A 24242-nucleotide genomic window follows, 5' to 3' on the forward strand; every position below is an offset into this window, starting at 1 on the left:
GGCGGCCGGCCTGATCACGGCCCGACGCTAACGCCCGTTCACGAACCCGTCCAGATGCCTCCGGGGGCTCCGGTACGAGCCGGTCGCCCCGGGCTCCGGTACGGAGCCGGCCCGCGCGGGGCGCCGGCGTGACGGTCGCGGGCTTCATCGCGACCAGCGGACGAAGCCGGTCCGCGCGAGGCTCCGGCCGTCCGGGGACGCCTTCCGGGCCCCGGTGGTGGCCGGGGAGCCCGGGGACACCGCGCGCGGGGCACCGGCGGACTGCCGGGTGCGGCGGCGGACCCGGGCGGACCGGGGACACCGTGCGGGGCGCCGGGGGCGCCGGTACGAGCCGGTCGCCGCGGGCTCCGGTACGGAGCCGGCCCGCGCGGGGCGCCGACCGTCCGGGGACGCCTTCCAGGACCCCCGGTGGTGGCCGGGTTCCAGGACCCCCGGTGGTGGCCGGGTTCCAGGACCCCCGGTGGTGGCCGGGGAGTCCGGGGGCACCGCGCGCGGGGCGCCGGCCCCGCCCGGGAAGGAACGCGTGGCCGGCGGGCCGGGCGCTCAGTCCGTCCGTTCCGCCGCCACCGGCGAGGGGGCGTCCGGGGCTCCCCCGCAGTCCATCACCTTCGGCAGCCGCATCGCCGCCACCGCCCCCAGCAGCAACAGCCCCGCGCTGATCAGCAGCGTCACGTGCAGGCCGTGGACGAACGCGTCCCGCGCCGCCACCCGCAGCGCCTCCCCCGCCGGGCCCCCGAGCCGGGAGGCGACGTCGTACGCCTCGCCCAGGGAGTGGCTCGCGGCGGCCGAGTCCGCGCTCGGCACCCCGCGCGCGCCCGCGACGCCGGGCGCGTACGTGGCGTTCATGACGCTGCCCAGCAGGGCGATGCCGATGCCCGCGCCGAGCTGGTACGAGGTCTCGCCGATCGCCGCCGCCCCGCCGGCGGACTCCGGGGGCGCCTCGCTGAGCATGGACTCGTAGGCCCCGAAGAGCGTGGTCTCCAGGCCGAAGCCGAGGAGGACGAAGCCGCACAGGAGCACCGTGGGGCGGTCCTGTGTGCCCATCGCGGTCAGCGCGGTGACCGCCGCCGCGGTCAGCACGAAGCCGACGGCGACCATCGCGCGCGGGCCGAGCCGCTGGAGCAGCCGGGAGCCGACCAGGCCCGCGGCCATCGCGGCGAGGGTGAGCGGCAGCAGCCGCAGACCGGTCTCCAGCGGGGTGAGGCCGAGCACGAGCTGGAGGTACTGGGCGGCTATCAGCTCCAGGCCGACCAGCGCCAGCATGGCCAGCACTATGCAGCCCACGGACGTCCCGAAGGCCGGCCGGGCGAACATCCGGAGGTCGACGAGCGGGTGCGCGCGCCGCCGCTGCCTGCGTACGAAGAGGACGAGGAGCGCGGCGCCGACCGCGCCGGGCACGACCGTCGCCAGGGTCAGCGGCGGTTCGCCGCCGCCCAGCCGCTTCACCGCGAGGACCACGCCGAAGAGCCCGAAGGCGGCCATGAGCGCGCCGAGCACGTCCCACGGGCCGTCGCCGTCGCCCGTGGACTCCGGCAGCAGCCAGCGGCCGACGGGCAGGCTGACCGCCATCAGCGGGATGTTGATGAGGAAGACCGAGCCCCACCAGAAGTGTTCGAGGAGGAAGCCGCCGATCAGCGGCCCGCAGGCGGCGCCCACGGCGGCGACCGCGCTCCACACGCCGACGGCCAGCGCCCGCTCCCGCCGGTCGGGGAAGACCTGCCGGAGGATGGACAGCGTCGCGGGCATGATCATCGCACCGCCGGCGCCGAGCAGCGCGCGGGCCCCGATGAGAACCTCCGGCGTGGGCGCGACCGCGGCGAGCGCGGAGGCCACGCCGAAGAGTCCGTAGCCGAGCAGCAGCAGCCGGCGGCGGCCGACGCGGTCGCCGAGGGTGCCGAAGAGGATGAGGAGCGAGGCGCAGACGAGGGGGTAGACGTCGACGATCCACAGCAGCTGGATGGCGCCGGGCCGCAGGTCCTCGGTGACGGCCGGGACGGCGACGTGCAGGACCGTGGCGTCGACGGCGACGAGGAGCAGGCTGACGCAGAGGACGACGAGCACGGTCCAGCGACTGGCCCCGGCGGCACCGCCGGACGGCGGGCGCGGCGGGAGCCACTGCCCGTACCGGGACCGCTGCCGGGGGACGCCCGCCGCCCGTCGGGGGCCGGCCGTGGTCGTCCCGGACATACACACCTCCGTGTCGTGCGCTCGCCGCCGACCGCGGGGCTGGGAGCTGTGGGCTGGCGGCACCTCCCGGAGGCGCCCCCAGCGGTGGCTGGGGAAGGGCCGGGGAAGGTGTCGAGGGCGGGTGAGTCGACAGAGTACGCGAGTCCCGGCCACGGATACGTGCCGCGTGTCACGTCATCGTCCCTGGCCGGGGGCGTGTCGTGGATGCTGGACAATTGATCGGTGACTGATCTCGTTTCTCCCGCCGGTACGGACGCCGGGGCGGGCGGCCCGTCCGGCGCCGCCGGGGCCCGCCGGGCGCTGCACCGCGCGGCGCCCGCCCTGGTGGTGTTCGCGGGGGTGCGGGCGCTGGGGCTGGTGGTGCTCACGGTGTGGGCATGGGCGGCGGGCCGGGACGCGCACCAGCTGCTGTCGGCGCGCTGGGACTCCCTCTGGTACTCCCGGATCGCCGAGCGGGGCTACGGCTACACCCTGGAGCTGGCCGGCGGGAAGGTCCATTCCGATCTGGCGTTCTTCCCGCTGCTGCCCTGGCTGGAGCGGGGCCTGTCCGCGGTGCTGCCGCTCTCGGCGGCCGACGCCGGGCTCCTGGTGAGCGGGGTCGCCTCGCTGCTCGCCGCCTGGGCGATCTTCCTCACCGGCGACCGGCTGCACGGCGGGCGCGCGGGCGTCGCCCTGGTGGCGCTGTGGGCGGCGCTGCCGGTCGGCATCGTGCAGTCGATGGCCTACTCCGAGTCGCTCTTCACGGCGCTGGCCGCGTGGAGCGTCTACTGCGTGCTCACCGGCCGGTGGGTGTGGGCGGGGTCACTGGCCGCGCTGGCCGGGCTGACCCGGCCGGTGGGGGCGGCCGTCGTCGCGGCCGTGTGGATCACGGCCGCGGTGGTGTGGTGGCGCGGCGGCCGCCGGCCGGCGGGCCGGATGCTGCTGGGCACGGCCCTCGCCCCGCTCGGCTGGCTGGCGTACTTCGCCTGGGTCGGCGCGCGGACCGGCTCGGTCACGGGCTATCTCGACGTGCAGGGCGGCTGGGGCAACGGCTTCGACGGCGGGGTGGCCTTCGGCACCTTCGTCGGCGAGCGGCTGACGGGCTCCGCCTGGCCCGCCGGCCTGGGTCTGCTGATCGGCGTGTGCCTGGTGGTGTGGCTGTATGCGACCGGGGTGCGGCGCGGCGAACCGCTGCCGCTGCTGGTGTACGGGGGCGTGGTGCTGCTGCTGGCCCTGACGGCCAAGGGGTACTTCGGCTCCAAGCCCCGGCTGATGATGCCGGCGTTCCCCCTGCTGCTCCCGCTCGCGACGGCCGTGGCCCGGCTACGGACGGTACGGGCGGTGCTGACGGTGTCTCTGGTGGCGCTGGCATCGGCGGTCTACGGAGCGTTCTGGCTGCACGGCTCCGGCCCGCCGTGACCCCGCCCGCGCACCCGCCCGCGACCCGCGGGTGAAGGCGCCGCCGGGGCCGGTGCGGGGCGGCCGGAATTACCGGTGGAGAACTCCCGGCGAAGCCCCGGCCAATCCCCGATAAACGAGACCGGGGAATAAGGAAGGGCCGCCCGGACCCATCTGCCCCTACGGTTCGTCATAAAGCGAGGACGTTTTTCATTCCGCCCTCATTACAGGGACGTTGGTCCTCTCCAAACGTGCTGTAAGTCATGTTTGAGACGCATTCCACATCACATCGTCATCACAAACAGGCCCGATCGGCCGAAGCCTCCCGTCACGCAATGTAACGTCGATTCAGTGCGTACCAAAGACGAGCTCGTCCCCCCGGAGGAGCGCCCGACCGAGCCCGTGCGGCCGCGGATGACCCGGACCCGTCTCGGGATCTTCGTGGCGACCTCCGTGGTCTATCTGGCGATCGTGGTCGGCGTGCTCACCACGTCCTGGCCGGTGCGGTTCGACTGGCAGGTCATGCTCTTCCGGCCGTACAAGCAGTGGCCGGAGATCCACACCTTCCTCGACTACTTCGTGGTCCTCGGCCAGCGCGGCCCCACCGCCGTCGCCGTGGCCGCCTGGCTGGGCTGGTGCACCTACAAGCAGAAGACGCTGCGCCCGCTGCTGGTGCTGGGCACCTCGCTGCTGCTGCTCAACGCCACCGTCGGCGCCGCCAAGATCGGCATGGGCCGGCTCGGTCCGCACTACGCCACCTCGATCGGCTCCAACGAGATGTTCGCGGGCGGCGACATATTCCCCTCGGGTCACACCGCCAACGCCGTGGTGACCTGGGGCGTCCTCGCCTATCTGGCCACCACGCCGAGAACCCGCCGGGTGGCCTCCGTGATCGCCGCGCTGCTGGCGCTGGGCGTCGGCATGACCACGGTCTACCTCGGCACCCACTGGATGAGCGATGTGACCCTCGGCTGGAGCGCCGGGCTGCTGGTCCTGCTGGCGCTGCCGTGGTTCGAGGCCCCGATGGCCGTCGCCGAGGCATGGCTGCTGACCGGCTGGCACCGGATCCGCGAGCGCGCCACGCCGGTGCCCGCCGCGACCACCCCGCTCACCCCCATCGGCGCCCCGCGCGCCCCGGCCGACGACCAGCGGCCCGCCGCCCGCGAGCCCGTGGGCGTCGGCAGCCGCTCGGCGGGCGGCCGGGTGCCGGACGGCAGGCCCCACCTGCCGCCCCGGCCGCACACGGCCCGCTCCGAGCGGACCCCGGTCACCCCGACCGGCAGCCGCCGGCCGCCGCACTCCGACCGCGCGCCGCGCACCTCGCCGCTGGGCCCCGCCACGGGCCGCGGCCGTACCGTCGGCGGCTGAGACCGCCTCGGGCCCATCCGTCCGCGCGAGTGGTACGCACTCCCCCGCGCGGGCGCACGGCGGCCCCGGGACCCCTTCCCAAGGGGTCCCGGGGCCGCCGCTCGTTCCCGGCCGGTCAGCCCTTCCAGCAGCGCCGCACGGTGCCGTCCTCGACCTCGAAGTTCAGCCGGCCCACCTGGTACTCCATGGTGACGAAGGTGCCGGGGGCGAGGGTGCGCACGGTCGCCCAGCCGCGCTCGCGCGCCCGCCGGGCGGCCTCGGCGACCGCCAGGCCGGTGTATCCGTCGGGGGCGTCGTCGGGTTCGGCGGGGACGTTCGGGAGAGGTGCCATGGGACTCACCGTAGGCCGCCGCGCACCTCGGTGGAAGCATCGGCCGACCCACACCTCCGTCCGCTTCCGGTCCGCCACTGGTCACGCTTCTGTCACAGAAAACCCGCGCCGGTTTACCGCCGGACACCTCACCCGTACGGGCCTTCCGCTATCCCGTGCGGGGGTCGCGTAAATCATCGCTGGTAAACGCTCCGGGATTTGACGGAATGACACCTATAACTTCTCACGGCATCCCACGAATTCCTCCGCTCCTCAGGGGTCACGGAAAGACCCGGGCGTCTTTTCGGGCCGCTTTCCCTCTTCCTCCGCACCGGCGAAACCCGGAATGCAATATTCCGATACCTGCCGCCCAAACCCACGGCCGAGGAGGCCGGGCCGCACCCGCCGTGGGAGCCGTGCGAGCCGCCCCCGGCCGGGGCGGGACGAAGGAGCGCCGTGACGCGCCGGAGGCGCCCTCGCGCGCCGACCCCGCGGCGAGCATCATGGCGTGAGCCCGAAAGCCCGTCGAAGATGACATCGAGGGAGCGCAGATGGGGACGGACACCGCGCAGGCGGCCACTCCGGCGCGGGAGCGGCAGCCCGGCCGGATCGTGGTGGACTGGCTGACGACCACCGACCACAAGAAGATCGGCCATCTCTACCTGATCACCTCGTTCGCCTTCTTCCTGGTGGCCGGGCTGCTGGCGATGCTGATGCGCGCCGAGCTGGCCCGCCCGGGGCTCCAGCTGGTGACCAACGAGCAGTTCAACGAGGCGTTCACGGCACACGGCACGATCATGCTGCTGCTCTTCGCGACCCCGGCGTTCGCGGGCTTCGCCAACGCGGTCATGCCCTTGCAGATCGGCTCGCCGGACGTGGCGTTCCCCCGGCTGAACATGTTCTCGTACTGGCTGTACCTGTTCGGCGGCCTGATCGTGGTGAGCGGTCTGCTGATGCCGCAGGGCGGCGCCACCTTCGGCTGGACCGCCTACGCCCCGCTGAACAGCATGGTCCGTTCACCGGGGATCGGCACCGACCTGTGGATCATGGGCCTGGCGCTGGCCGGGTTCGGCACGATCCTCGGCGCGGTGAACTTCCTGACCACGATCATCGGGATGCGCGCGCCGGGGATGACGATGTTCCGGATGCCGGTCTTCACCTGGAACGTGCTGTTCACCTCGATCCTCGTCCTGATGGCGTTCCCGGTCCTGGCGGCGGCCCTGCTCTGCCTGGAGGCGGACCGCCGGTTCGGCTCGCGGATCTTCGCCTCGGAGAACGGCGGGGCACTGCTGTGGCAGCACCTGTTCTGGTTCTTCGGCCATCCCGAGGTCTACATCATCGCGCTGCCGTTCTTCGGCATCATCACGGAGATCATCCCGGTGTTCTCCCGGAAGCCGGTCTTCGGCTATGTGATGCTGGTCGGCGCGACGATGGCGATCACGGCCCTGTCGGTGGTGGTCTGGGCTCACCACATGTTCGCCACGGGCGCGGTGCTGCTGCCGTTCTTCTCCTTCATGTCCTTCCTGATCGCGGTGCCGACCGGGGTGAAGTTCTTCAACTGGATCGGCACCATGTGGCACGGCTCGCTGTCCTTCGAGGCGCCGATGCTGTGGGCCGTCGGCTTCCTGGTGAGCTTCCTGTTCGGCGGGCTGACCGGGGTGATCCTGGCCTCGCCGCCGCTGGACTTCCAGGTCACGGACAGCTATTTCGTGGTGGCGCACTTCCACTACGTGGTGTTCGGCACGGTGGTGTTCGCGATGTTCGCGGGCTTCTACTTCTGGTGGCCGAAGCTCACCGGGAGGATGCTGGAGGAGCGCCTGGCGAAGGTCCACTTCTGGACCCTGTTCGTCGGCTTCCACACCACCTTCCTCGTCCAGCACTGGCTGGGCGTGGCGGGCATGCCCCGGCGGTACCCGGACTATCTGGCGGCCGACGGCTTCACGGCCCTGAACACGGTGTCCTCGATCGGCGCGTTCCTGCTGGGCCTGTCGACGCTGCCGTTCCTCTACAACGTCTGGAAGACCGCGAAGTACGGCAAGCGGATCGAGGTGGACGACCCCTGGGGCTTCGGCCGCTCGCTGGAGTGGGCGACGTCATGCCCGCCGCCCCGGCACAACTTCCTGACGCTCCCCCGTATCCGCTCCGAGTCGCCGGCCTTCGACCTGCACCACCCGGAGGTCGCCAAGGAGGCGGAGCCACCGGTCACGGAGCGGCCCGAACCGGCCGCTCCCTGACCGGCAGCTGCCGGCCGCGCGGTCAGCGCGCGGCCGGCGGGCGCTCGTCGACGCGGATCGCGAGGTCGTTGTCGGCCGTGTAGTACGGGCCGGCCTGCGCGGGGGCGTACGCGGCGTCGACGTCCTTCGCCGGGTAGGTGAAGATCTGCTTCTTGTCGGCGATGTCGTCGAGGAGCCGGGCCATCCGCGCCGAGCCGGTGCCGTCGGCGGTGCGCAGCCACAGGTCCCAGACGTCCAGGCCGCCGTGCCACTCCCCGGCCAGCTCCGCCCAGCGGAGGGTGAAGGAGAAGTCCTGGCCGTCCGTGCCGTCGGTGGCGGCGCCCTCGGCGGCGGTGACCGGAGCGGTGCGGACGACTGAGGGGTCACGGCGCAGCCGGGCCTCGACCACTGCGCCGGAGAGCCAGGCGGCGGGGTCCTGGACGCGGTAGAGACGGCCGTGTCCGGTGAGACCGGTGGGGCTGAGCAGAAGGTCGCCCGCCTCGGCGTGCGGGCCGCGCAGCCAGCTGCGGAGCGAGAGGTTGCCGTGCTTGGTCGCGTAGGGGATCCGCACGGCCAGCGGGGAGGTGCTGGGGCCGGGTCGGCGGTCGACCAGGGAGCGGAGGTCGGCGAGGCCGGGCACCAGCCGCCGGGGCTCGGCGTCGGCGGAGGCGGCGTAGACGTCCCAGCGGCCCTCGGGGAGGGCGACGGTGCTGGGCAGCACGGCGCGCAGCCGCCCGTTCCCGTCGGGCGCGAGCGGCAGGCGCACCTCCTCGGTCTCCTCCTCGCTCCCCCGGCGGCGCAGGACGAGCGCCGCGGACCAGTCGCCCGTGGTGTCGGGGAGGCCGGGTGCGTCGAGGTCGAAGGTGAGCCCGCCCGCGGAGTCCGCGATGCAGTCGGCGCTGGGGTCCCCCGCGCCGAAGAGGGGAGGGGCAGACACGGTGGTGGGCTCCTCGGGGTCGGAAGGTCCGGTCGGGGCTGACGGGGTGTGCTCGGGGGGATCGCCGGCGGGATTCTCGGCGGGAGGGGTCATGCCGCTCGCGCCTTCCGCAGGGCGGACCGGCTGCGGTCCGTGGTCCGGAAGGCGCTGCTGAGCAGGGCGCCCCGGGTGCGGTGCAGCGAGCCGCGCAGGCCGCCGCGGGAGGTCAGATCGGTGAAGAGCGACTCATAGCGCCCGGCGACCCGGGCCGGGTCGAAGCGCGCGGAGCTCGCCAGGGCGGCCCGGCCCATGCTCCGCCGCAGCTCGTCGTCGTTGATCAGCTTGAGCAGGCCGGCCGCGATCCCGTCGACCTTGCCGGTGGGCACGAGCAGCCCGTCGACACCGTTGTCGATGATCTCGCCGGGGCCGTGCGGGCAGTCGGTGGAGACCACGGGGAGGCCGCAGCGCATGGCCTCGACGATGGTCATCCCGAAGGACTCCAGGCTGGAGGTGACGGCGCCGATGGAGCCCTTGACCCACTCGGGGTCCAGGGGGGTGGCCGGGCCCATCAGGAAGACGTGGTTGTACAGCCCGCGCTTGTCGATCTGGGCGCGCAGCTTGGCGCGCTCGGCGCCGGCGCCGTAGATCCGCAGCCGCCAGTCGGGGCGCTCGGCGACGACCTTCTCGAAGGCGCGGATCAGCAGGTCGTAGCGCTTGGCGGGGGCGAGCCGGCCGGCCGCGATCACCCACTTGCCGGTGGAGTCCGCGGGCTCCAGGGCGGGCGCCGGAATGCTGTTGGGCACGGCCTCCACGCGCACGCCGGGCAGCCGCATCAGCTTGCGGTAGGTCGCGGCGTCGGCCTCGGTGACGGTGGTGACGGCGTCCAGGCGGGGGTAGTGCGTGCGCAGCGTCAGCTTCAGCTGCGGGGAGTGCGTGGCCAGCGTGAGGTGCTCCTGGCCGACGCGGGCGACGCCCCGGCGGGCCTGCTGGGCGATGTGCACGTTGAGGCCGGGCCGGGTGCCCACCACGACGTCGCTCTCCAGGCTCCGCAGGTGCTCGGCGATCCGCCGGTCGGTCAGGGCGCTGTACTGCTTGTAGCGCCCCTCGGCGCGCGGGAAGACGGTGGCCGGGCGCTCGTACTCCGGGTCGTCGCCCTCGTAGCCCGGGGCGCCCTTGCGCAGGTCCACGAGGTGGCGCAGGCGCACCTTCGCGCCGGGCGGGAAGACCGGCTCCTCGCGGTGCCGGAAGACGGAGACGATCTCCACGTCGTGGTGCTCCGCCAGGGTCCCGGCGAGGTTGTACGTGGTCCGGATCGTCCCGCCGATGCCGTACGCGTTGTGAATCAGGAATGAGATGTGCATTCGTCCCCAGCCGTCCGCCGCGGACATTCCATGCAGCCCGCCTACCGAGAGATTAGACCGTGGCCGGGCCCCGGAGGTTGGCCGTGATCACCAACTCGTTCCGCAACAGATGGGGAATCGGTAGCGGAACGGGGAACTTTCCGCGCGCACCGGCGGTTCCCGGCCGCTCCCGGCGCCGGTGCGTGACCCCGGCCGTGGATCACCCGTTGTCTCCATACGAGCCGGGAGACGCCCGGCGCCACACGCACCGAGTTCTAGGAGCCACCGTGCCGCGCATGCTCGACGTCAGTGACGACGTCCGCGCCGAGATCGGCGACGAAGAGGCCGAGCGACTGCTCGGCGGCGAGAACGCCCCGGGCAGTTATGACTGCACCTCCTGCCGCACCCCCGGGGACACCGAGCGGGAGCGCACCAGCACCGTGCTCTTCGTCGGCGAGGAGACGGCCGTGCTGGCCTTCGCCCACGCCGCCTGCATCCCCTCCCAGGTCGTGCCGGTCTCGGAGGAGCAGCTCCAGGGTGCCGTCCGGTCCATCACCGGCGAGGCGGGACAGCCGGGCGTGCCCGCCGCGGCACCGACGGCGACGACCCCGCAGGCCCCGCGGCCCTCCGCCGTGGACGGCCCGGTCCAGGCGGAGCTGGGGGTGACCAGCGGGCTGGTCCTGATCAAGGACGAGCTGATCCCGGCGCTCGTCGTCGAGCCGCTCGGCCCGATCGCCCGCCCCGGCACCACCGGGCCCGTGGACGTCTTCCTGCCGCTCCTGATCGAGCAGGGCTTCGCGCCGGTGGCGTCGGTCGAGGAGGTGCCGGAGCCCAACCCGGGCTGGTCGGTGCTGGTGGCCATGGGGAAGCTGCACGCGATCCTCCAGCCGTCCGTGCCCGGCGCCAAGGCCAGCGCGTGGTGGCAGGCGCACCAGGCGATGCAGGTGGCCGACGACTGGCGGGCGGCCGTGAACAAGACGAAGCGGGTGCTGGTCCTGGCGGCGCCGGTCGGCACGATCGGGCAGCAGCCGCGCGAGGACCTGCTGCGGGAGGCCCTGGACCGCGCCGCGTCCCGGGGTCAGCTGGTCGCCGCCACCATGCCGCTCGCGGGCACGTGACCGGCGCCGGGCAGCCGTTCCCCCACGCACCGGCGGGGCATTCGCGCCCGTGGCCGCATCCGACGGGCCACGGGCTCGTTGGCTCATATGTGCACTCATACGAGCCTGCCTCCCGGATCCCGTACCCGAATCACATCCCCGGTATGCGCCCATCCCGCGATGCCGCCCCGCAGAGCCACCCCGTCTCGGTCACCCCGATCTACGATGCGCTCTACGCCGAGTACCGCCGCTCGTTCCGGGCCCTCCCCTTCGATCGCTCGGGCGAGGAGGATCTGAGGTTCGTGGCCTTCGGCCCCCAGCTCGTCGGCGGCTACGCCCCGTACGGCGGGCAGGGCTACGCCGGGCAGCTCGGCGTCCAGCAGGGCTATCCCGGCCCGCCGGGACACCCGGGCGGCTGGGACATGTACTACGGGCGGCAGCGCGGCGGGCACCTGCCCGCCGCGCTGCCGCCCGCTCCGCGCGACGGTCGTATGCGCGGCTTCTGATCAGCTCTTCCCGGCCCCGCACCGATCGGGCCGGACGAACCCGGGCCCGGCCGTCGGGGCCCGGGCCCCGCCGTCTTCCGGGCCGTCTTCCGGCTGCCGCTTACTTCTTGCGCCCGCGCTTCTCGCGCACCCGCACCGAGATGTGGATGGGCGTGCCCTCGAAACCGAACTCCTCGCGCAGTCGGCGCTCGACGAAGCGCCGGTAGCCCGCCTCCAGGAAGCCCGAGGCGAACAGCACGAACCGCGGCGGCTTGGTGCCGGCCTGGGTGCCGAAGAGGATGCGCGGCTGCTTGCCACCGCGGATCGGGTGCGGGTGGGAGGCGACGATCTCACCGAGGAAGGCGTTCAGCCGGCCGGTGGGCACCCGGGTCTCCCAGCCCGCCAGGGCCGTCTCGATCGCCGGGACCAGCTTCTCCATGTGGCGGCCGGTGCGCGCCGAGACATTGACCCGGGGCGCCCACGCGATCTGACCGAGCTCGGTCTCGATCTCGCGCTCCAGGTAGTAGCGGCGCTCCTCGTCGAGCGTGTCCCACTTGTTCATCGCCAGCACGATGGCGCGGCCCGCGTCGACGGCCATGGTGATGATCCGCTGGTCCTGCACGCTGATGGACTCGCTGGAGTCGATCAGGATGACCGCGACCTCGGCCTTCTCGACGGCGGCGGCGGTGCGCAGCGAGGCGTAGTAGTCCGCGCCCTCCTGGAGGTGGACCCGGCGGCGGATGCCGGCCGTGTCGATGAACTTCCAGGTCACGCCGCCGAGCTCGATCAGCTCGTCGACCGGGTCACGGGTGGTGCCGGCCAGCTCGTTGACGACGACGCGCTCCTCGTTCGCCACCTTGTTGAGGAGCGAGGACTTGCCGACGTTCGGGCGGCCGATCAGGGCGATCCGGCGGGGGCCGCCGGTGCCGGCCGTGCCGAAGGTCTGGGCAGGGGCGTCGGGCAGCGCCTCGAGCACCGCGTCGAGCATGTCGCCGGTGCCACGGCCGTGCAGGGCCGAGATCGGGTGCGGCTCGCCCAGGCCCAGCGACCACAGGGCGGCGGCGTCGGCCTCGCCGGACTGGCCGTCGACCTTGTTGGCGCAGAGCACGACGGGCTTGCCGGCCCGGCGCAGCAGCTTGACGACGGCCTCGTCGGTGTCGGTGGCGCCGACGGTGGCGTCCACGACGAAGACGACCGCGTCGGACGCCTCGATGGCGTACTCGGCCTGGGCGGCGACGGAGGCGTCGAGGCCCAGGACGTCCTGCTCCCAGCCGCCGGTGTCGACGACCTTGAAGCGGCGGCCGGCCCACTCGGCCTCGTAGGTGACGCGGTCCCGGGTGACGCCCGGCTTGTCCTGGACGACCGCCTCGCGGCGGCCGATGATGCGGTTCACCAGGGTCGACTTGCCGACGTTCGGGCGGCCGACGACGGCGAGGCGGGGCAGCGGGCCGTGGCCGGCCTCGTCGAGCGCGCCGGCGATCTCCTCGGCGTCGAAGCCCTCCTGCGCCGCGAGCTCCATGAACTCCGCGTACTCGGCGTCGCCAAGCTCACCGTGCTCGTCGCCGGAGTGGATCTGGTCGTTCATGAAGTCCGTTCCTCGTTCTTCGTCATCGGCGGGCCACTCTTACGCGACCCACTACTCAAAGTCTCTGTCAGCGGCCGGTCAGCCGCTTGGCGTCCGCCAGGTGCGCGGCGAGCCGGCCCTGGATCCGCACGGTCGCCTCGTCCAGCGCCGTGCGCGTCCGCCGCCCGCTGCCGTCGCCGGCCGCGAACGCGTCGCCGAAGACCACGTCGACCCGGCTGCGCAGCGGGGGCAGGGCGGATATCGCCCGGCCCCGCCGCTCGGCGCTGCCGAGCACGGCCACCGGCACGATCGGCGCGCCCGACCGTACGGCGAAATAGGCGAGCCCCGCGCGCAGCGAGGCGAAGTCGCCCTCGCCCCGGGTGCCCTCGGGGAAGATCCCCAGCACGCCGCCGTCGGCCAGCACGTCCAGCGCGCCGGTGATCGCGGTGCGGTCGGCGCCCGTACGGTCCACCTTCAGCTGACCGATCCCGCGGAGGAACGGGTCCAGCGGACCGGTGAACGCCTCTTTCTTGATCAGGAAGTGCACCGGCCGGGGCGCGGTGCCCATCAGCATCGGGCCGTCCAGATTGTGGGAGTGGTTGACCGCGAGGATGACGGGCCCCGCGGCGGGCACCCGCCAGGAGCCCAGCACGCGCGGCTTCCACAGCCCGTACATCAGGCCGATGCCGATCCGCCGCCCCACGGCGGCGCCGGACGCGGACGCGCTCACGCCGACCGCTTCTCCTCGATCAGGGTCACCACACACTCGATGACCTGGTCGAGGGTGAGCTCGGTGGTGTCGACCTCGACCGCGTCGGCGGCCTTGGCCAGCGGGGAGGTCTTCCGGCCGGAGTCGGCGGCGTCCCGGCGGACCAGCGCGGCCCGGGTGGCGGCCAGGTCGGCCGCCTCCTTGCCGCCCAGCTCCCCGCTGCGGCGGGCCGCGCGGGCCTCGGCCGAAGCGGTGAGGAAGATCTTGAGGTCGGCGTCCGGCAGGACGGTGGTGCCGATGTCCCGGCCCTCGACCACGATGCCGTCCGGGGCCTCGGCGGCGATGGCGCGCTGGAGCTCGGTCAGCCGGGTGCGCACCTCCGGGACGGCGCTGACGGCGCTGACCGCGGAGGTGACCTCCTGGGTGCGGATCGGCGCGGCGGCGTCGGCGCCGTCGACCGTGATGGTCGGGGCGGCCGGGTCCGTGCCCGAGACGATCTCCGGCTTGCCCGCGGCGTCGGCCACGGCCTCGGCGTCCTTGACGTCGATGCCGTTGTTCAGCATCCACCAGGTGATCGCCCGGTACTGGGCCCCGGTGTCCAGGTAGCGCAGGCCGAGCTTGGCGGCGACGGCCTTGGAGGTGCTGGACTTGCCGGTGCCGGAAGGTCCGTCGATGCCGACGATGACCGCTGCCGGAGCGGTCCGGGCGGCGGTTGTGGCATTGGCGGCGTTGGCGGCGTTGCCCACGGTGTCTGACACCTTCCTAGTGCACGTGGCGGGGGAGATTCCGGCGATCCGGGCTCGATGGGGCCCGCTGGGGCCTTCAGACAAGGTTACTGGCTCGCCACCCGTCCTCACGCCGGGGACGGGAGCGGGCGGGCGCCAAGGGCCGCGCGAGCCCCGCGGCGGCGCCCGCCCGGCTCACCGGCGGGCTCGACCGGCGAGCTCACTGCCGGGCTCACTGCCGGAGCGACCAGCCCCGCTCCTGCAGGGTGTCGATCAGGCTCGGCACCGCCGTGGGCTCGATCATCAGCTGGATGTGGCCGGCCTGCTGTCCGGCGGCGTGCTCGATGCGCACGTCCTCGATGTTGACCCCGGCCCGGCCGGCGTCCGCGAAGATCCGGGCCAGCTCGCCCGGCTGGTCGCCGATGAGGACCGTCACCGTCTCGTACACGGTGGGCGCCGAGCCGTGCTTGCCGGGCACCCGGGTGCGGCCGGCGTTGCCCCGGCGCAGCACGTCGGCGATGCCGGCCGCGCCGTCCTCGCGCCGGCCGTCGTCGCCGGAGTCCAGGGCGCGCAGGGCGCGCACGGTCCCGTCGAGGTCGGCGGCGACGGCCGCGAGGACGTCGGCGACCGGCCCGGGGTTGGCGGAGAGGATGTCTATCCACATCCGGGGGTCGGAGGCGGCGATCCGGGTCACGTCGCGGATGCCCTGGCCGCACAGGCGCACGGCCGTCTCGTCGGCGTCCTGGAGGCGGGCCGCGACCATGCTGGAGACCAGCTGCGGGGTGTGCGAGACGAGGGCGACGGCCCGGTCGTGGGCGTCGGCGTCCATGACGACGGGGACGGCGCGGCACAGGGCGATCAGTTCGAGGGCCAGGTTGAGGACCTCGGTGTCGGTGTCGCGGGTGGGGGTGAGCACCCAGGGGCGGCCCTCGAAGAGGTCGGCGGTGGCCGCCAGCGGGCCGGAGCGCTCCCGGCCGGCCATGGGGTGCGTGCCCAGGTAGGTGGTGAGGTCGACGCCGAGGGCCTCCAGCTCACGGCGGGGGCCGCCCTTGACGCTGGCCACGTCGAGGTAGCCGCGGGCGGCGCCGCCGCGGATGGCCTCGGCGAGGGTGGCCGCGACGTGCGCGGGCGGCACGGCGACTATGGCGAGGTCGACGGGGCCCTCCGGGGCCCGGTCGGTGCCGGCGCCGAGGGCTGCGGCCGTCTCCGCCTGGGCCGGGTCGTGGTCCACGAGGTGGACGTGGACGCCGCGGCCGGCGAGGGCGAGCGCGGCCGAGGTGCCGATCAGTCCGGTACCGATGACGAGGGCGGTTCTCACGGGCGAAGTCCTTGCGGGAGGCGGCCGGGGACACGGGTGCGGTGCTACGGGCGCTCGGTGTGGCCGTGGACCGGACCGGCGTAGCGTGCCCACCCAGCCTAGTCAGCGCGGCGGGCGGGCGTGCGGGGCGGCCCGCCGGGCGGCCGCGGTGGCCCCGGACCGGATCCGCCCGGCCCTGGACCGGACCCGCCCGGACCCGCGGCGGCGCGGGAGCCGCCCTCCGCGACGGGCGGGCCCGCGTCCGGTACAACCATGTACATGATCTACCACGTGGTGCCCCTGGACGACTGGCTGGCCGTGCCCGACCGCCCGTACTCCCCCGCCTCCCTCTCCGACGAGGGCTTCGTGCACTGCTCCCCGGACGAGGAGACCACGCTCGCGGTCGTCACGGCCTTCTACCGCGCGACGCCCGGTCCGCTGATGGTGCTGCTGATCGACGAGCACAAGCTGGACGTGATGGTCCGCTGGGAGGCGGCCGATCCGGCGCCGCCGCCCGGGGTCCCGGAGGGGACGCTGTTCCCGCACGTCTTCGGGCGGATCAACCGGGACGCGGTCGACGGGATGATGGAGGTCCAGCGGGACGAGGACGGGCGTGCGACGGGCCTGGCCGTCTGGTCCTGAGGCCGTGGGGGCGCCGGGGCCCGGCGGGAAACCGGGTGACGTGACCGTACGGGCGCGGCGACAATCACCCCATGCACCCCGGAACCCCGCACTCCCCCGGTCATGAGCTGGTGACCGAGCACTCGGTCTACACCTGTGTGATGGGCTCACGCGCCTTCGGGCTGGCCACGGAGACGAGCGACACCGACCGCCGGGGCGTCTACGTGGCGCCCACACCGCTGTTCTGGGGCTTCACCAAGCCGCCCGCCCATGTGGAGGGGCCGGGCGAGGAGCGGTTCTCCTGGGAGCTGGAGCGCTTCTGCGAGCTGGCCCTGCGGGCCAACCCCAACGTCCTGGAGTGCCTGCACTCCCCGCTCGTCGAGCACGCCGACGCCACCGGCCTGGAGCTGCTCGGACTGCGCGACGCCTTCCTCTCGCAGCGGGCCCGGCAGTCCTTCGCGGGTTACGCCGTGGGGCAGCGCAAGAAGCTGGAGGCGGATCTGCGCACGCACGGCGCGCCGCGCTGGAAGCACGCGATGCATCTGCTGCGGCTGCTGATCAGCTGCCGCGACCTGCTGCGTACGGGCCGGCTCGTCATCGAGGTGGGCGAGGAGCGGGGGCGGCTGCTGGCGGTGCGGCACGGGGAGCTGTCCTGGGCGGAGGTGGAGTCGTGGCTGGGGCGGCTGTGGGAGGAGAACGAGGTGGCGGGGGCGGCGTCCCGGTTGCCGGCGGAGCCCGACGCTAGGCGGGTGGAGGACTTTCTGGTGCGGGTGCGGCGGGGTTCGGCGGGGGGCTTTTCCCCCACCCCGCCCCTTCCCGTAACCGGGGGCTGACGCCCCCGGGCCCCCTTTCCGCGCTACCGCGCGGTGTCCTCAATCGCCGGACGGGCTGAAATCAGCCCGTCCGGCGATTGAGCGGAGCCCCGTGCATACGGGTTATGCCGCCGTACGGGCCCGCACCACCAGCGCGTGCAGTGCGTCGTACGCCTCCGGCGAAGGGCTCTCCGGCAGGTGGGACCCGTCCTGCGCCGCCGCCAGCTCCGCGTGCAGCGCCTCGACGTCCGCCCGTACCCGTGCCAGGTCGACCAGGCCCCGCAGCGGTCCCCGCTCGGCCTCCGCCTTCGCCGCGATCAGCTCGCCCGTGTAGCCGGGGGCGGTGACGTGGCCGAGGAGCGTGGGGAGGTGGGCCTCGATCTCGCCGCTGCGCATCAGGTGGATGCCGGTGAGCAGCACCCGCAGCGTGTAGAGCAGCGGCTTCAGCGCGTGCTGCTTCTCGAAGAGCCGCCACTGGGTGACGGCGAAGCCGCGGTAGTGGTGCGCGTGGTTGCGGGTGAGGACGCCCGGGGCGAGCGCGACGAGCTCGGCGTGGGCGTCCGTGGTGCGCACCACGAGCGGCGAGAGGAGCTGCTCCAGGACGTAGCCGTTGCGGCGCAGCATCATCCGGACGAACTTCCGCAGGTCATGGGTGACGAGATCCATCTCGACACCGTCCTGCGGCCCCGTCACGGTCCGGGTCTCCTCGCCCTCACGGAGCCCGATCAGGTCTTCCAGCGGCAGCAGATGGACCCCCCGCAGGTCCACATCCGAGTCGCGCGAAGGGAAGCCGTACAGATGGGCCCCGGAAACGGTCGCGAAGACCAGCGGGTGCCCCTGCTCCGCGAGCACGGGCGACAGGTCCGCGTCCGGCAGTCCGGCGTCCCGCAGCCGGTCCGCCCGTATGTCCATGTTTTCCATGGATCAAGCATTCCAGCTGCGGGACGCGGGTCCCACCGTTTTAGAGATCCACCTCGCGCATCAGCATGCCGACCTCGGTGTTGGTCAGGCGGCGCAGCCAGCCGGACTTCTGGTCGCCGAGCGGGATCGGGCCGAAGCCGGTGCGGACCAGCTTCTCGACCGGGAAGCCGGCCTCGGCGAGCATGCGGCGCACGATGTGCTTCCGGCCCTCGTGGAGGGTGACCTCGACCAGGTAGTTCTTGCCGGTCTGCTGGATGACCCGGAAGTTGTCGGCGCGGGCCCAGCCGTCCTCCAGCTGGATGCCGCTCTTGAGCTGCTTGCCGATGTCGCGCGGCAGCGGGCCCGTGATGGCCGCCAGATAGGTCTTCTGGACGCCGTACTTGGGGTGCGTGAGGCGGTGGGCCAGCTCACCGTGGTTGGTGAGCAGGATGATGCCCTCGGTCTCCGTGTCGAGCCGGCCGACGTGGAAGAGCCGGGTCTCGCGGTTGGTGACGTAGTCACCGAGGCACTGGCGGCCGTCGGGGTCCTCCATGGTGGAGACGACACCGGCCGGCTTGTTGAGCGCGAAGAAGAGGTAGGACTGGGTGGCGACCGTCAGGCCGTCGACCTTGATCTCGTCCTTCTCCGGGTCCACGCGCAGGCCCTGCTCGGTGACGATCTCACCGTTGACCTCGACGCGGGACATCTCGATCAGCTCTTCGCACGCGCGCCGCGAGCCCATGCCGGCCCGGGCCAGCACCTTCTGCAGACGCTCGCCCTCCTGCTCGGCGCCGGGGAAGGTCTTGACCGTCTTGACCTGCGGCTTGTTGTGCCGCTCCCGGTTGCGCTCCTCGATCTTGGCGTCGAGCTCGCGCGGACGGCCCGGCAGGGTCCGGCCGCGGGCGGGCCCGGAGGCCCGGCCGCCGGAGCCGGCCGTGGGGCTCTTGCGCGGGCCGCCCTTGGCGCCGCCGCGGGCCGCCGCGCCCCGGGCGCCACGGTTCTCGGGGCGTCGTTGCCCACGTCGTAGCGGCGCTCCTCGGGGCGCGGCCGGCGCGGACGCTGCTCCTGCTGCCTGTCGTCGCGACGGGCCCCGTCACGACCGCCGCCGGAGCGAGGGCCACCGGAACGGCCACCGTCGAAACGACCGCCCTCGGAGCGGCCGCCGCCCGCGCGCCCGCCCTCGGAGCGCCCACCGCCGGAGCGGCCGCCCTCGGGGCGCCCACCGCCGGAACGGCCGCCGCCCGCGCGTCCGCCCCCGGAGGCCGGACGGGGAGCTCCCGCTCGCCCGCCCCGGTCGTCCCGGTTGCCGCTTCCGCTGTTCCTGCCGCTGCTTCGCATCAAAGTTCCGTCTTGTCGTCCGCTTCGGTGTCCGGTGCGTCCGGATCGAACGACGGCACACCTTCCTGAGTGTCGCCTTCGATCGCGTCCGCCTCGGGGAGAAAGGGCGCGAGCTCCGGGAGCTCGTCCAGGCCCCGCAGGCCCATTCGCTCCAGAAAGTAGTTCGTCGTCCTGTACAGGATCGCACCTGTTTCGGGTTCCGTCCCCGTCTCCTCCACCAGACCCCGCTGGAGGAGGGTGCGCATGACGCCGTCGCAGTTCACTCCGCGGACCGCGGAGACCCTCGAACGGCTGACCGGCTGACGGTACGCGACGACGGCCAGAGTCTCCAGCGCGGCCTGGGTCAGCCGGGCCTGGCGGCCGTCGAGGACGAACGCCTCCACCGCGTCGGCGTACTCCGGGCGGGTGGAGAACCGCCAGCCGCCGGCGATCTCGCGCAGCTCGAAACCGCGCCCCTGGGCGGTGTACTCGGCGGCCAGCTCGCGCAGCGCCCCGGCGATCTCCCGCCGGTGCCGCTGGAGGACCCGGGCGAGGTACTCCTCGGCCACGGGTTCGTCGACGACCATCAGGACGGCCTCCAGCGCGGGCTTCAGGGCGAGCCCCGCCACGTCGCTCAGCCCGGCGGGCGGCAGCCCCTGTGCCCCGTCCGACCCGCCCACGCCGGCCTCGGCGCCCGTACTCGTCGCACCGTTCACGCCGGCGTCTCCTTCGTCTTCTCGGCCCCGTCGGCCCCGTCCTGCGGCGCCTCGCGGTCGAATTCGTCCGTCACTACCGGACGGGCGTCCTCCGTGCCCGTCCAGCGGACCGTCAGCGCGCCCAGCGCCAGCTCCTGGTCCAGGGCGACCACCCGCTCGCGGTAGAGCTCCAGAAGGGCGAGGAAGCGGGCCACGACCGTCAGGGTGTCGGGGGCGTCCCGGGTGAGGTCGCCGAAGGTCGCCGCGCCGACCGCCCGCAGCCGGGCCACCACGAGCCCGGCCTGCTCCTGGACGCTGACCAGCGGCGCGTGGATGTGCTCGATACGGACCTGGGGCTCGGCCTTGGGCCGCAGCGCCTTCACGGCCAGCTCGGCGAGGCCGTGCGGGCCGATGCCGAGGACGACCTCGGGCAGCAGCTCGGCGTGGTGCGGCTCCAGGCCGACGGTGCGCGGGTGGCGGTGCTCCTCGGCCGCGAACCGCTCGCCGAGGATGTCCGCGACCTTCTTGTACGCGCGGTACTGGAGCAGCCGCGCGAACAGCAGGTCGCGGGCCTCCAGCAGGGCGAGGTCGGCCTCGTCCTCGACCTCGGCGGCCGGCAGCAGCCGGGCCGTCTTGAGGTCGAGGAGGGTGGCCGCGACCACCAGGAACTCGGTGGTCTGGTCGAGGTCCCAGTCCGGGCCCATGGCGCGGAGGTGCGCCATGAACTCGTCGGTGACCCTCGACAGCGCGACCTCGGTGACGTCCAGCTTGTGCCGGGAGATCAGCTGGAGCAGCAGGTCGAAGGGGCCCTCGAAGTTGTCGAGCCGGACGGTGAACCGGCCGTCGGCGGCCGCCTCCGGCGCCGGGGCGCCCGCCGGGGGCGCCTCGTCGGATCCGGCCGTGCCGTCCGCACCGTCGTCGGGCGGCGGCAGCGCCCGCTCCGACGCACCGTGCCCCAGGGGGCGGCGGGCCGGTGAGGAGGCGGCTACGGGCATCGACGTTCCAGGTGCGGGCAGAGAGCGGGCCGTACGGCCCAAGGGCAGGTTAGCGGCGGAGCCGCTCAGCGGCCCCGCAGGCGGCGTACGAGGATGCTCGCGTCGCCGCGCGACTCCAGGTCGGCGAGGACGACCGCGACGGCCTCCCGCACGATCCGGCCGCGGTCCACCGCGAGGCCGTGCTCGCCGCGCAGCACCAGCCGGGCGTGCTCCAGGTCCATGAGCTCCTCGGCGGAGACATAGACGGTGATCTTCTCGTCGTGGCGCTCACGGCCGCTGGGCCGGCGGTTGGCGCCCCGGCCGCGGCGGCGGCCCTGAGCGGGCGCCGGGCGGCGGCCTCCCGGCCCGCGGCGCCCGGCGCGGCCGAGCGCCGCTCGGCCGCCGGGTCCCGGTCGGCCGCGGCCGTGCCCCGGCCGGCGGTCCCGCCGGGCGCGGCGGCGCCGTCCTGGCCCGTCCCGCCGGTCTCCGGCGCCGCGCCGGACTCGCCGGCCGGGCCGGGGACCCGGGGACCCGCCTCGGGGTTCGCCTGCCGGCGGGGGGAGGAGGGCTGCAGCCCGGTCCCCCCGGTGGTGCGGAACAGCTCGTCGGCGCCGGGCAGACTCACTCGGCGTGACACCGGGCGAGCACCTCCCTGGCGAGCTGACGGTAGGCGGCGGCGCCCACGGAGTTGGACGCGTACGTGGTGATGGGCTCGCCCGCGACCGTGGTCTCGGGGAAGCGGACCGTACGGCCGATGACCGTGTGGTAGACGTGGTCGTCGAACGCCTCGACCACCCGGGCCAGCACCTCGCGGCTGTGCACGGTCCGCGAGTCGTACATGGTGGCGAGGATGCCGTCCAGTTCCAGTTCGGGGTTGAGCCGCTCCTGGACCTTCTCGATCGTCTCGGTGAGCAGCGCCACACCGCGCAGCGCGAAGAACTCGCACTCCAGGGGGACGATCACCTTGTGAGCGGCCGTCAGGGCGTTGACGGTCAGCAGACCGAGCGACGGCTGGCAGTCGATGACGATGTAGTCGTAGTCCGCCAGCAGCGGCTTGAGGGCGCGCTGGAGGGTGGACTCGCGGGCGACCTCGCTGACGAGCTGCACCTCCGCCGCTGACAAATCGATATTGCTGGGCAGCAGGTCCATGTTGGGCACGGCGGTCTTCAGGAGGACCTCGTCGGCCGACATGCCCCGCTCCATGAGCAGGTTGTAGACCGTCAGGTCGAGCTCCATCGGGTTGACGCCGAGGCCGACGGAGAGCGCGCCCTGCGGGTCGAAGTCGACGAGCAGCACCCGGCGCCCGTACTCCGCGAGCGCGGCACCCAGGTTGATGGTCGAGGTGGTCTTGCCGACCCCGCCCTTCTGGTTGCACATCGCGATGATCTTCGCGGGGCCGTGGTCGGTCAGCGGACCGGGGATGGGGAAGTACGGCAGGGGACGCCCGGTCGGGCCGATGCGCTCGCGGCGCTGCCGGGCAGCGTCGGGCGCGAGGGTGGCCGCGTACTCGGGGTCGGGCTCGTACTCCGCGTCAGGGTCGTAGAAGTGCCCCTCGGGCACGTCCTCGTAGTCGGCGAGCCGGGCGGGATCCGCTCCGCCGCGGTCGCCGGCCATGGCGTTCACGTGATGGCCGTCCATGCTCTGGTGGGCTGTCGGTGTGCTCTGTGCTCTCTGCGTGCTCTGGATGCTCTGGTGTGCCGCGAAGGTGTGGACAGCGACGGAGCCGACAGCTTGGAGCCCCATGGGACTCTGGCCCTGCGCAGACATTCCTGGGTGACCACCCCCGGGAGCAAATGTCGACTCATTCACAAGTCGTCCTACCTCCTTGGTGACCAGGAAACATCTAGATAGGTCAGCGTTGCACCATGCCGACGGTTGGCGACTCTATGGCGTGTCGGCGGTCCGCAGCAACACAATCCGCCGGAGACGGCACGATGTGTCGGCAATCGAACAGCCTTCTGTCAAGGGTGTACGGCCCACAACCCGGAAGTTTCGCGGGGCGTCGAAACACCCGCGAAACGGTCCGTAAACGGCCCGGCCGGACCTTGCTCAGCAAGGCCCGGCCGGGTGCGCGTTCTTGGCGTGTCGTGTTGACGACTCAGCCGAGCAGGTCGCTCAGTTCGACGTGCGGCAGACCGTGCGCCTCGGCGACGGGGCCGTAAACGACCTGTCCCTCGTGGGTGTTGAGGCCCTTGGCGAGCGCGGCGTCACGGCGCAGCGCGTCCTGCCAGCCGCGGTTGGCCAGCTCCACGATGTACGGCAGCGTGGCGTTGGTGAGCGCGTAGGTGGACGTGTTCGGCACCGCGCCCGGCATGTTCGCGACGCAGTAGAACACGGAGTCGTGGACCTGGAAGGTCGGCTCGGCGTGGGTGGTCGGCTTGGAGTCCTCGAAGCAGCCGCCCTGGTCGATCGCAATGTCGACAAGTACACTTCCGGGCTTCATCTTGGCGACGAGCTCGTTGGTGACCAGCTTCGGGGCCTTGGCGCCCGGGATGAGGACGGCACCGATGACGAGGTCGGCCTCGACGACGGCCTTCTCCAGCTCGTAGGCGTTGGAGACGATCGTCTGCACCTTGGTGCCGAAGACCTTGTCGGCCTCGCGGAGCTTGTTGATGTCACGGTCGAGCAGCGTGACGTGGAAGCCCATGCCGACGGCGATCTGCGCGGCGTTCCAGCCGGAGACGCCACCGCCGATGACGACGGCCTTGCCCGCCGCGGTGCCCGGGACGCCGCCCGGCAGGACGCCGCGGCCACCGGCCGAGCGCATCAGGTGGTAGGCGCCGACCTGCGGGGCCAGCCGGCCCGCGACCTCGGACATCGGGGCGAGCAGCGGCAGCGCGCGGTTGGCGAGCTCCACGGTCTCGTACGCGATGGCGGTGGTGCCGGACTGCAGCAGCGCGTCGGTGCACTCGCGGGACGCGGCCAGGTGCAGGTAGGTGAAGAGGGTCTGCCCCTTGCGGAGGCGGTGGTACTCCTCCGCGATCGGCTCCTTGACCTTCAGGAGCAGGTCGGCGGTCTCCCAGACCTCGTCGGCCGTCTCCAGGATGTTCGCGCCCGCGGCCGTGTACTCGGCGTCCGTGATGGAGGAGCCGACGCCGGCACCCTGCTGCACGAAGACCTGGTGGCCGTTGCGCACGAGCTCATGCACGCCGGCGGGCGTGATGGCCACGCGGAACTCGTTGTTCTTGACCTCGCTGGGGATGCCGACCTTCACGTCGATCACGGTCCTTGAATCAGAGAATGACAGGCTAATCCGGAAATGCCGGGGCACACCAGAGCAGACCGCGTCGATCGCGGCTCAACCAGTCTAATGAAGGATCTCGCGCTGTCTAGCC

The 24242-nt window shown here is 73.2% G+C and carries 20 protein-coding genes and 2 pseudogenes; 7 read left to right on the forward strand and 15 right to left on the reverse strand.

Features of this window, described 5'->3' with window-relative positions; translation table 11 throughout:
• Positions 1 to 543: 543 nt before the first annotated feature.
• Positions 544 to 2187 (reverse strand): MFS transporter, encoded by a 1644-nt coding sequence (locus AF335_RS32770; protein WP_102922065.1) that lies wholly within the window; start codon positions 2185 to 2187, stop codon positions 544 to 546.
• Positions 2188 to 2409: 222 nt separating this feature from the next.
• Between AF335_RS32770 and AF335_RS32775 the strand changes: the two genes are divergently transcribed.
• Positions 2410 to 3585 carry a hypothetical protein gene (locus AF335_RS32775; RefSeq protein ID WP_376697836.1) on the forward strand — a complete coding sequence of 392 codons (1176 nt, stop codon included), beginning with the start codon at positions 2410 to 2412 and terminating at the stop codon, positions 3583 to 3585.
• A 330-nt stretch (positions 3586 to 3915) separates the two neighbouring features.
• Positions 3916 to 4932 carry a phosphatase PAP2 family protein gene (locus AF335_RS32780; RefSeq protein ID WP_184743616.1) on the forward strand — a complete coding sequence of 339 codons (1017 nt, stop codon included), beginning with the start codon at positions 3916 to 3918 and terminating at the stop codon, positions 4930 to 4932.
• 115 nt (positions 4933 to 5047) lie between these two features.
• Here the strand turns inward: AF335_RS32780 and AF335_RS32785 are convergent, their stop codons facing one another.
• Positions 5048 to 5263, reverse strand: coding sequence for an I78 family peptidase inhibitor (locus AF335_RS32785; protein WP_102922066.1), 216 nt, complete (start codon positions 5261 to 5263; stop codon positions 5048 to 5050).
• A 530-nt stretch (positions 5264 to 5793) separates the two neighbouring features.
• On the opposite strand from AF335_RS32785, the gene ctaD reads away from it, so the two are divergent.
• Entirely contained in the window at positions 5794 to 7476 is a 1683-nt protein-coding gene (gene ctaD / locus AF335_RS32790; protein WP_102922067.1) for an aa3-type cytochrome oxidase subunit I, read from the forward strand.
• A gap of 22 nt (positions 7477 to 7498) precedes the next feature.
• Here ctaD and AF335_RS32795 read toward each other — a convergent pair whose 3' ends face one another.
• Positions 7499 to 8392: a hypothetical protein gene (locus tag AF335_RS32795; RefSeq protein ID WP_102922108.1), complete on the reverse strand. Its 894-nt coding sequence runs from the start codon at positions 8390 to 8392 to the stop codon at positions 7499 to 7501.
• 89 nt (positions 8393 to 8481) lie between these two features.
• The gene (locus tag AF335_RS32800; protein ID WP_102922068.1) at positions 8482 to 9732 is read right to left on the reverse strand and encodes a glycosyltransferase family 4 protein; all 1251 of its coding nucleotides are present in this window, start codon (positions 9730 to 9732) and stop codon (positions 8482 to 8484) included.
• A 275-nt stretch (positions 9733 to 10007) separates the two neighbouring features.
• Here AF335_RS32800 and AF335_RS32805 point away from each other — a divergent pair, with 275 nt between their 5' ends.
• Complete coding sequence (locus AF335_RS32805; protein WP_102922069.1) at positions 10008 to 10829, forward strand: hypothetical protein; 822 nt, start codon at positions 10008 to 10010, stop codon at positions 10827 to 10829.
• Positions 10830 to 10972: 143 nt separating this feature from the next.
• Entirely contained in the window at positions 10973 to 11314 is a 342-nt protein-coding gene (locus AF335_RS32810) for a hypothetical protein (protein ID WP_221505491.1), read from the forward strand.
• A 100-nt stretch (positions 11315 to 11414) separates the two neighbouring features.
• Here AF335_RS32810 and der read toward each other — a convergent pair whose 3' ends face one another.
• The 4 genes from der to AF335_RS32830 all read right to left on the reverse strand — a co-directional run bounded on the left by der (position 11415) and on the right by AF335_RS32830 (position 15609).
• Entirely contained in the window at positions 11415 to 12878 is a 1464-nt protein-coding gene (gene der, locus AF335_RS32815) for a ribosome biogenesis GTPase Der (protein ID WP_102922071.1), read from the reverse strand.
• Positions 12879 to 12945: 67 nt separating this feature from the next.
• Positions 12946 to 13533: a lysophospholipid acyltransferase family protein gene (locus AF335_RS32820; protein WP_221505511.1), complete on the reverse strand. Its 588-nt coding sequence runs from the start codon at positions 13531 to 13533 to the stop codon at positions 12946 to 12948.
• A gap of 50 nt (positions 13534 to 13583) precedes the next feature.
• Positions 13584 to 14324, reverse strand: a complete 741-nt coding sequence (gene cmk, locus AF335_RS32825) for a (d)CMP kinase (RefSeq protein ID WP_244927224.1) — start codon at positions 14322 to 14324, stop codon at positions 13584 to 13586.
• Between the two features lie 199 nt (positions 14325 to 14523).
• Positions 14524 to 15609 carry a prephenate dehydrogenase gene (locus AF335_RS32830; RefSeq protein ID WP_102922074.1) on the reverse strand — a complete coding sequence of 362 codons (1086 nt, stop codon included), beginning with the start codon at positions 15607 to 15609 and terminating at the stop codon, positions 14524 to 14526.
• 258 nt (positions 15610 to 15867) lie between these two features.
• Here AF335_RS32830 and AF335_RS32835 point away from each other — a divergent pair, with 258 nt between their 5' ends.
• Positions 15868 to 16230: a DUF952 domain-containing protein gene (locus AF335_RS32835; RefSeq protein WP_102922109.1), complete on the forward strand. Its 363-nt coding sequence runs from the start codon at positions 15868 to 15870 to the stop codon at positions 16228 to 16230.
• Between the two features lie 71 nt (positions 16231 to 16301).
• Complete coding sequence (locus tag AF335_RS32840) at positions 16302 to 17042, forward strand: nucleotidyltransferase domain-containing protein (protein ID WP_102922075.1); 741 nt, start codon at positions 16302 to 16304, stop codon at positions 17040 to 17042.
• A 102-nt stretch (positions 17043 to 17144) separates the two neighbouring features.
• On the opposite strand, the gene AF335_RS32845 is transcribed toward AF335_RS32840, so the two are convergent.
• From AF335_RS32845 to ald, 7 genes and pseudogenes are all read right to left on the reverse strand, one after another.
• On the reverse strand, positions 17145 to 17933 hold the full coding sequence (locus AF335_RS32845; RefSeq protein ID WP_102922076.1) for a nucleotidyltransferase domain-containing protein: 789 nt from the start codon (positions 17931 to 17933) through the stop codon (positions 17145 to 17147).
• Between the two features lie 49 nt (positions 17934 to 17982).
• Positions 17983 to 19259: pseudogene (locus tag AF335_RS32850) on the reverse strand (pseudouridine synthase).
• Positions 19259 to 19918, reverse strand: coding sequence for an SMC-Scp complex subunit ScpB (gene scpB / locus AF335_RS32855; protein WP_376697839.1), 660 nt, complete (start codon positions 19916 to 19918; stop codon positions 19259 to 19261). Before scpB ends, AF335_RS32850 begins: the two are co-directional and overlap by 1 nt.
• A 32-nt stretch (positions 19919 to 19950) precedes the next feature.
• Positions 19951 to 20997: a segregation and condensation protein A gene (locus tag AF335_RS32860; RefSeq protein ID WP_244927228.1), complete on the reverse strand. Its 1047-nt coding sequence runs from the start codon at positions 20995 to 20997 to the stop codon at positions 19951 to 19953.
• Positions 20994 to 21532: pseudogene (locus AF335_RS32865) on the reverse strand (hypothetical protein). Before AF335_RS32865 ends, AF335_RS32860 begins: the two are co-directional and overlap by 4 nt.
• Positions 21529 to 22674: a ParA family protein gene (locus tag AF335_RS32870; protein WP_087928714.1), complete on the reverse strand. Its 1146-nt coding sequence runs from the start codon at positions 22672 to 22674 to the stop codon at positions 21529 to 21531. Before AF335_RS32870 ends, AF335_RS32865 begins: the two are co-directional and overlap by 4 nt.
• Before the next feature lie 331 nt (positions 22675 to 23005).
• Positions 23006 to 24121, reverse strand: coding sequence for an alanine dehydrogenase (gene ald, locus AF335_RS32875; protein ID WP_095578821.1), 1116 nt, complete (start codon positions 24119 to 24121; stop codon positions 23006 to 23008).
• Positions 24122 to 24242: the final 121 nt, after the last annotated feature.

It is taken from the genome of Streptomyces eurocidicus, assembly GCF_002891295.1.
GTDB classification, from domain to species: domain Bacteria; phylum Actinomycetota; class Actinomycetes; order Streptomycetales; family Streptomycetaceae; genus Streptomyces; species Streptomyces eurocidicus.

Coding starts and splice junctions, on each gene's coding strand:
- AF335_RS32770 (WP_102922065.1), bottom strand. CDS start 2,187: ATGTCCGGGACGACCACGGCCGGCCCCCGACGGGCGGCGGGCGTCCCC.
- AF335_RS32785 (WP_102922066.1), bottom strand. CDS start 5,263: ATGGCACCTCTCCCGAACGTCCCCGCCGAACCCGACGACGCCCCCGAC.
- ctaD (WP_102922067.1), top strand. CDS start 5,794: ATGGGGACGGACACCGCGCAGGCGGCCACTCCGGCGCGGGAGCGGCAG.
- AF335_RS32800 (WP_102922068.1), bottom strand. CDS start 9,732: ATGCACATCTCATTCCTGATTCACAACGCGTACGGCATCGGCGGGACG.
- AF335_RS32805 (WP_102922069.1), top strand. CDS start 10,008: ATGCTCGACGTCAGTGACGACGTCCGCGCCGAGATCGGCGACGAAGAG.
- AF335_RS32810 (WP_221505491.1), top strand. CDS start 10,973: ATGCGCCCATCCCGCGATGCCGCCCCGCAGAGCCACCCCGTCTCGGTC.
- der (WP_102922071.1), bottom strand. CDS start 12,878: ATGAACGACCAGATCCACTCCGGCGACGAGCACGGTGAGCTTGGCGAC.
- AF335_RS32820 (WP_221505511.1), bottom strand. CDS start 13,533: ATGTACGGGCTGTGGAAGCCGCGCGTGCTGGGCTCCTGGCGGGTGCCC.
- AF335_RS32835 (WP_102922109.1), top strand. CDS start 15,868: ATGATCTACCACGTGGTGCCCCTGGACGACTGGCTGGCCGTGCCCGAC.
- AF335_RS32840 (WP_102922075.1), top strand. CDS start 16,302: ATGCACCCCGGAACCCCGCACTCCCCCGGTCATGAGCTGGTGACCGAG.
- AF335_RS32845 (WP_102922076.1), bottom strand. CDS start 17,933: ATGGACATACGGGCGGACCGGCTGCGGGACGCCGGACTGCCGGACGCG.
- AF335_RS32870 (WP_087928714.1), bottom strand. CDS start 22,674: ATGTCTGCGCAGGGCCAGAGTCCCATGGGGCTCCAAGCTGTCGGCTCC.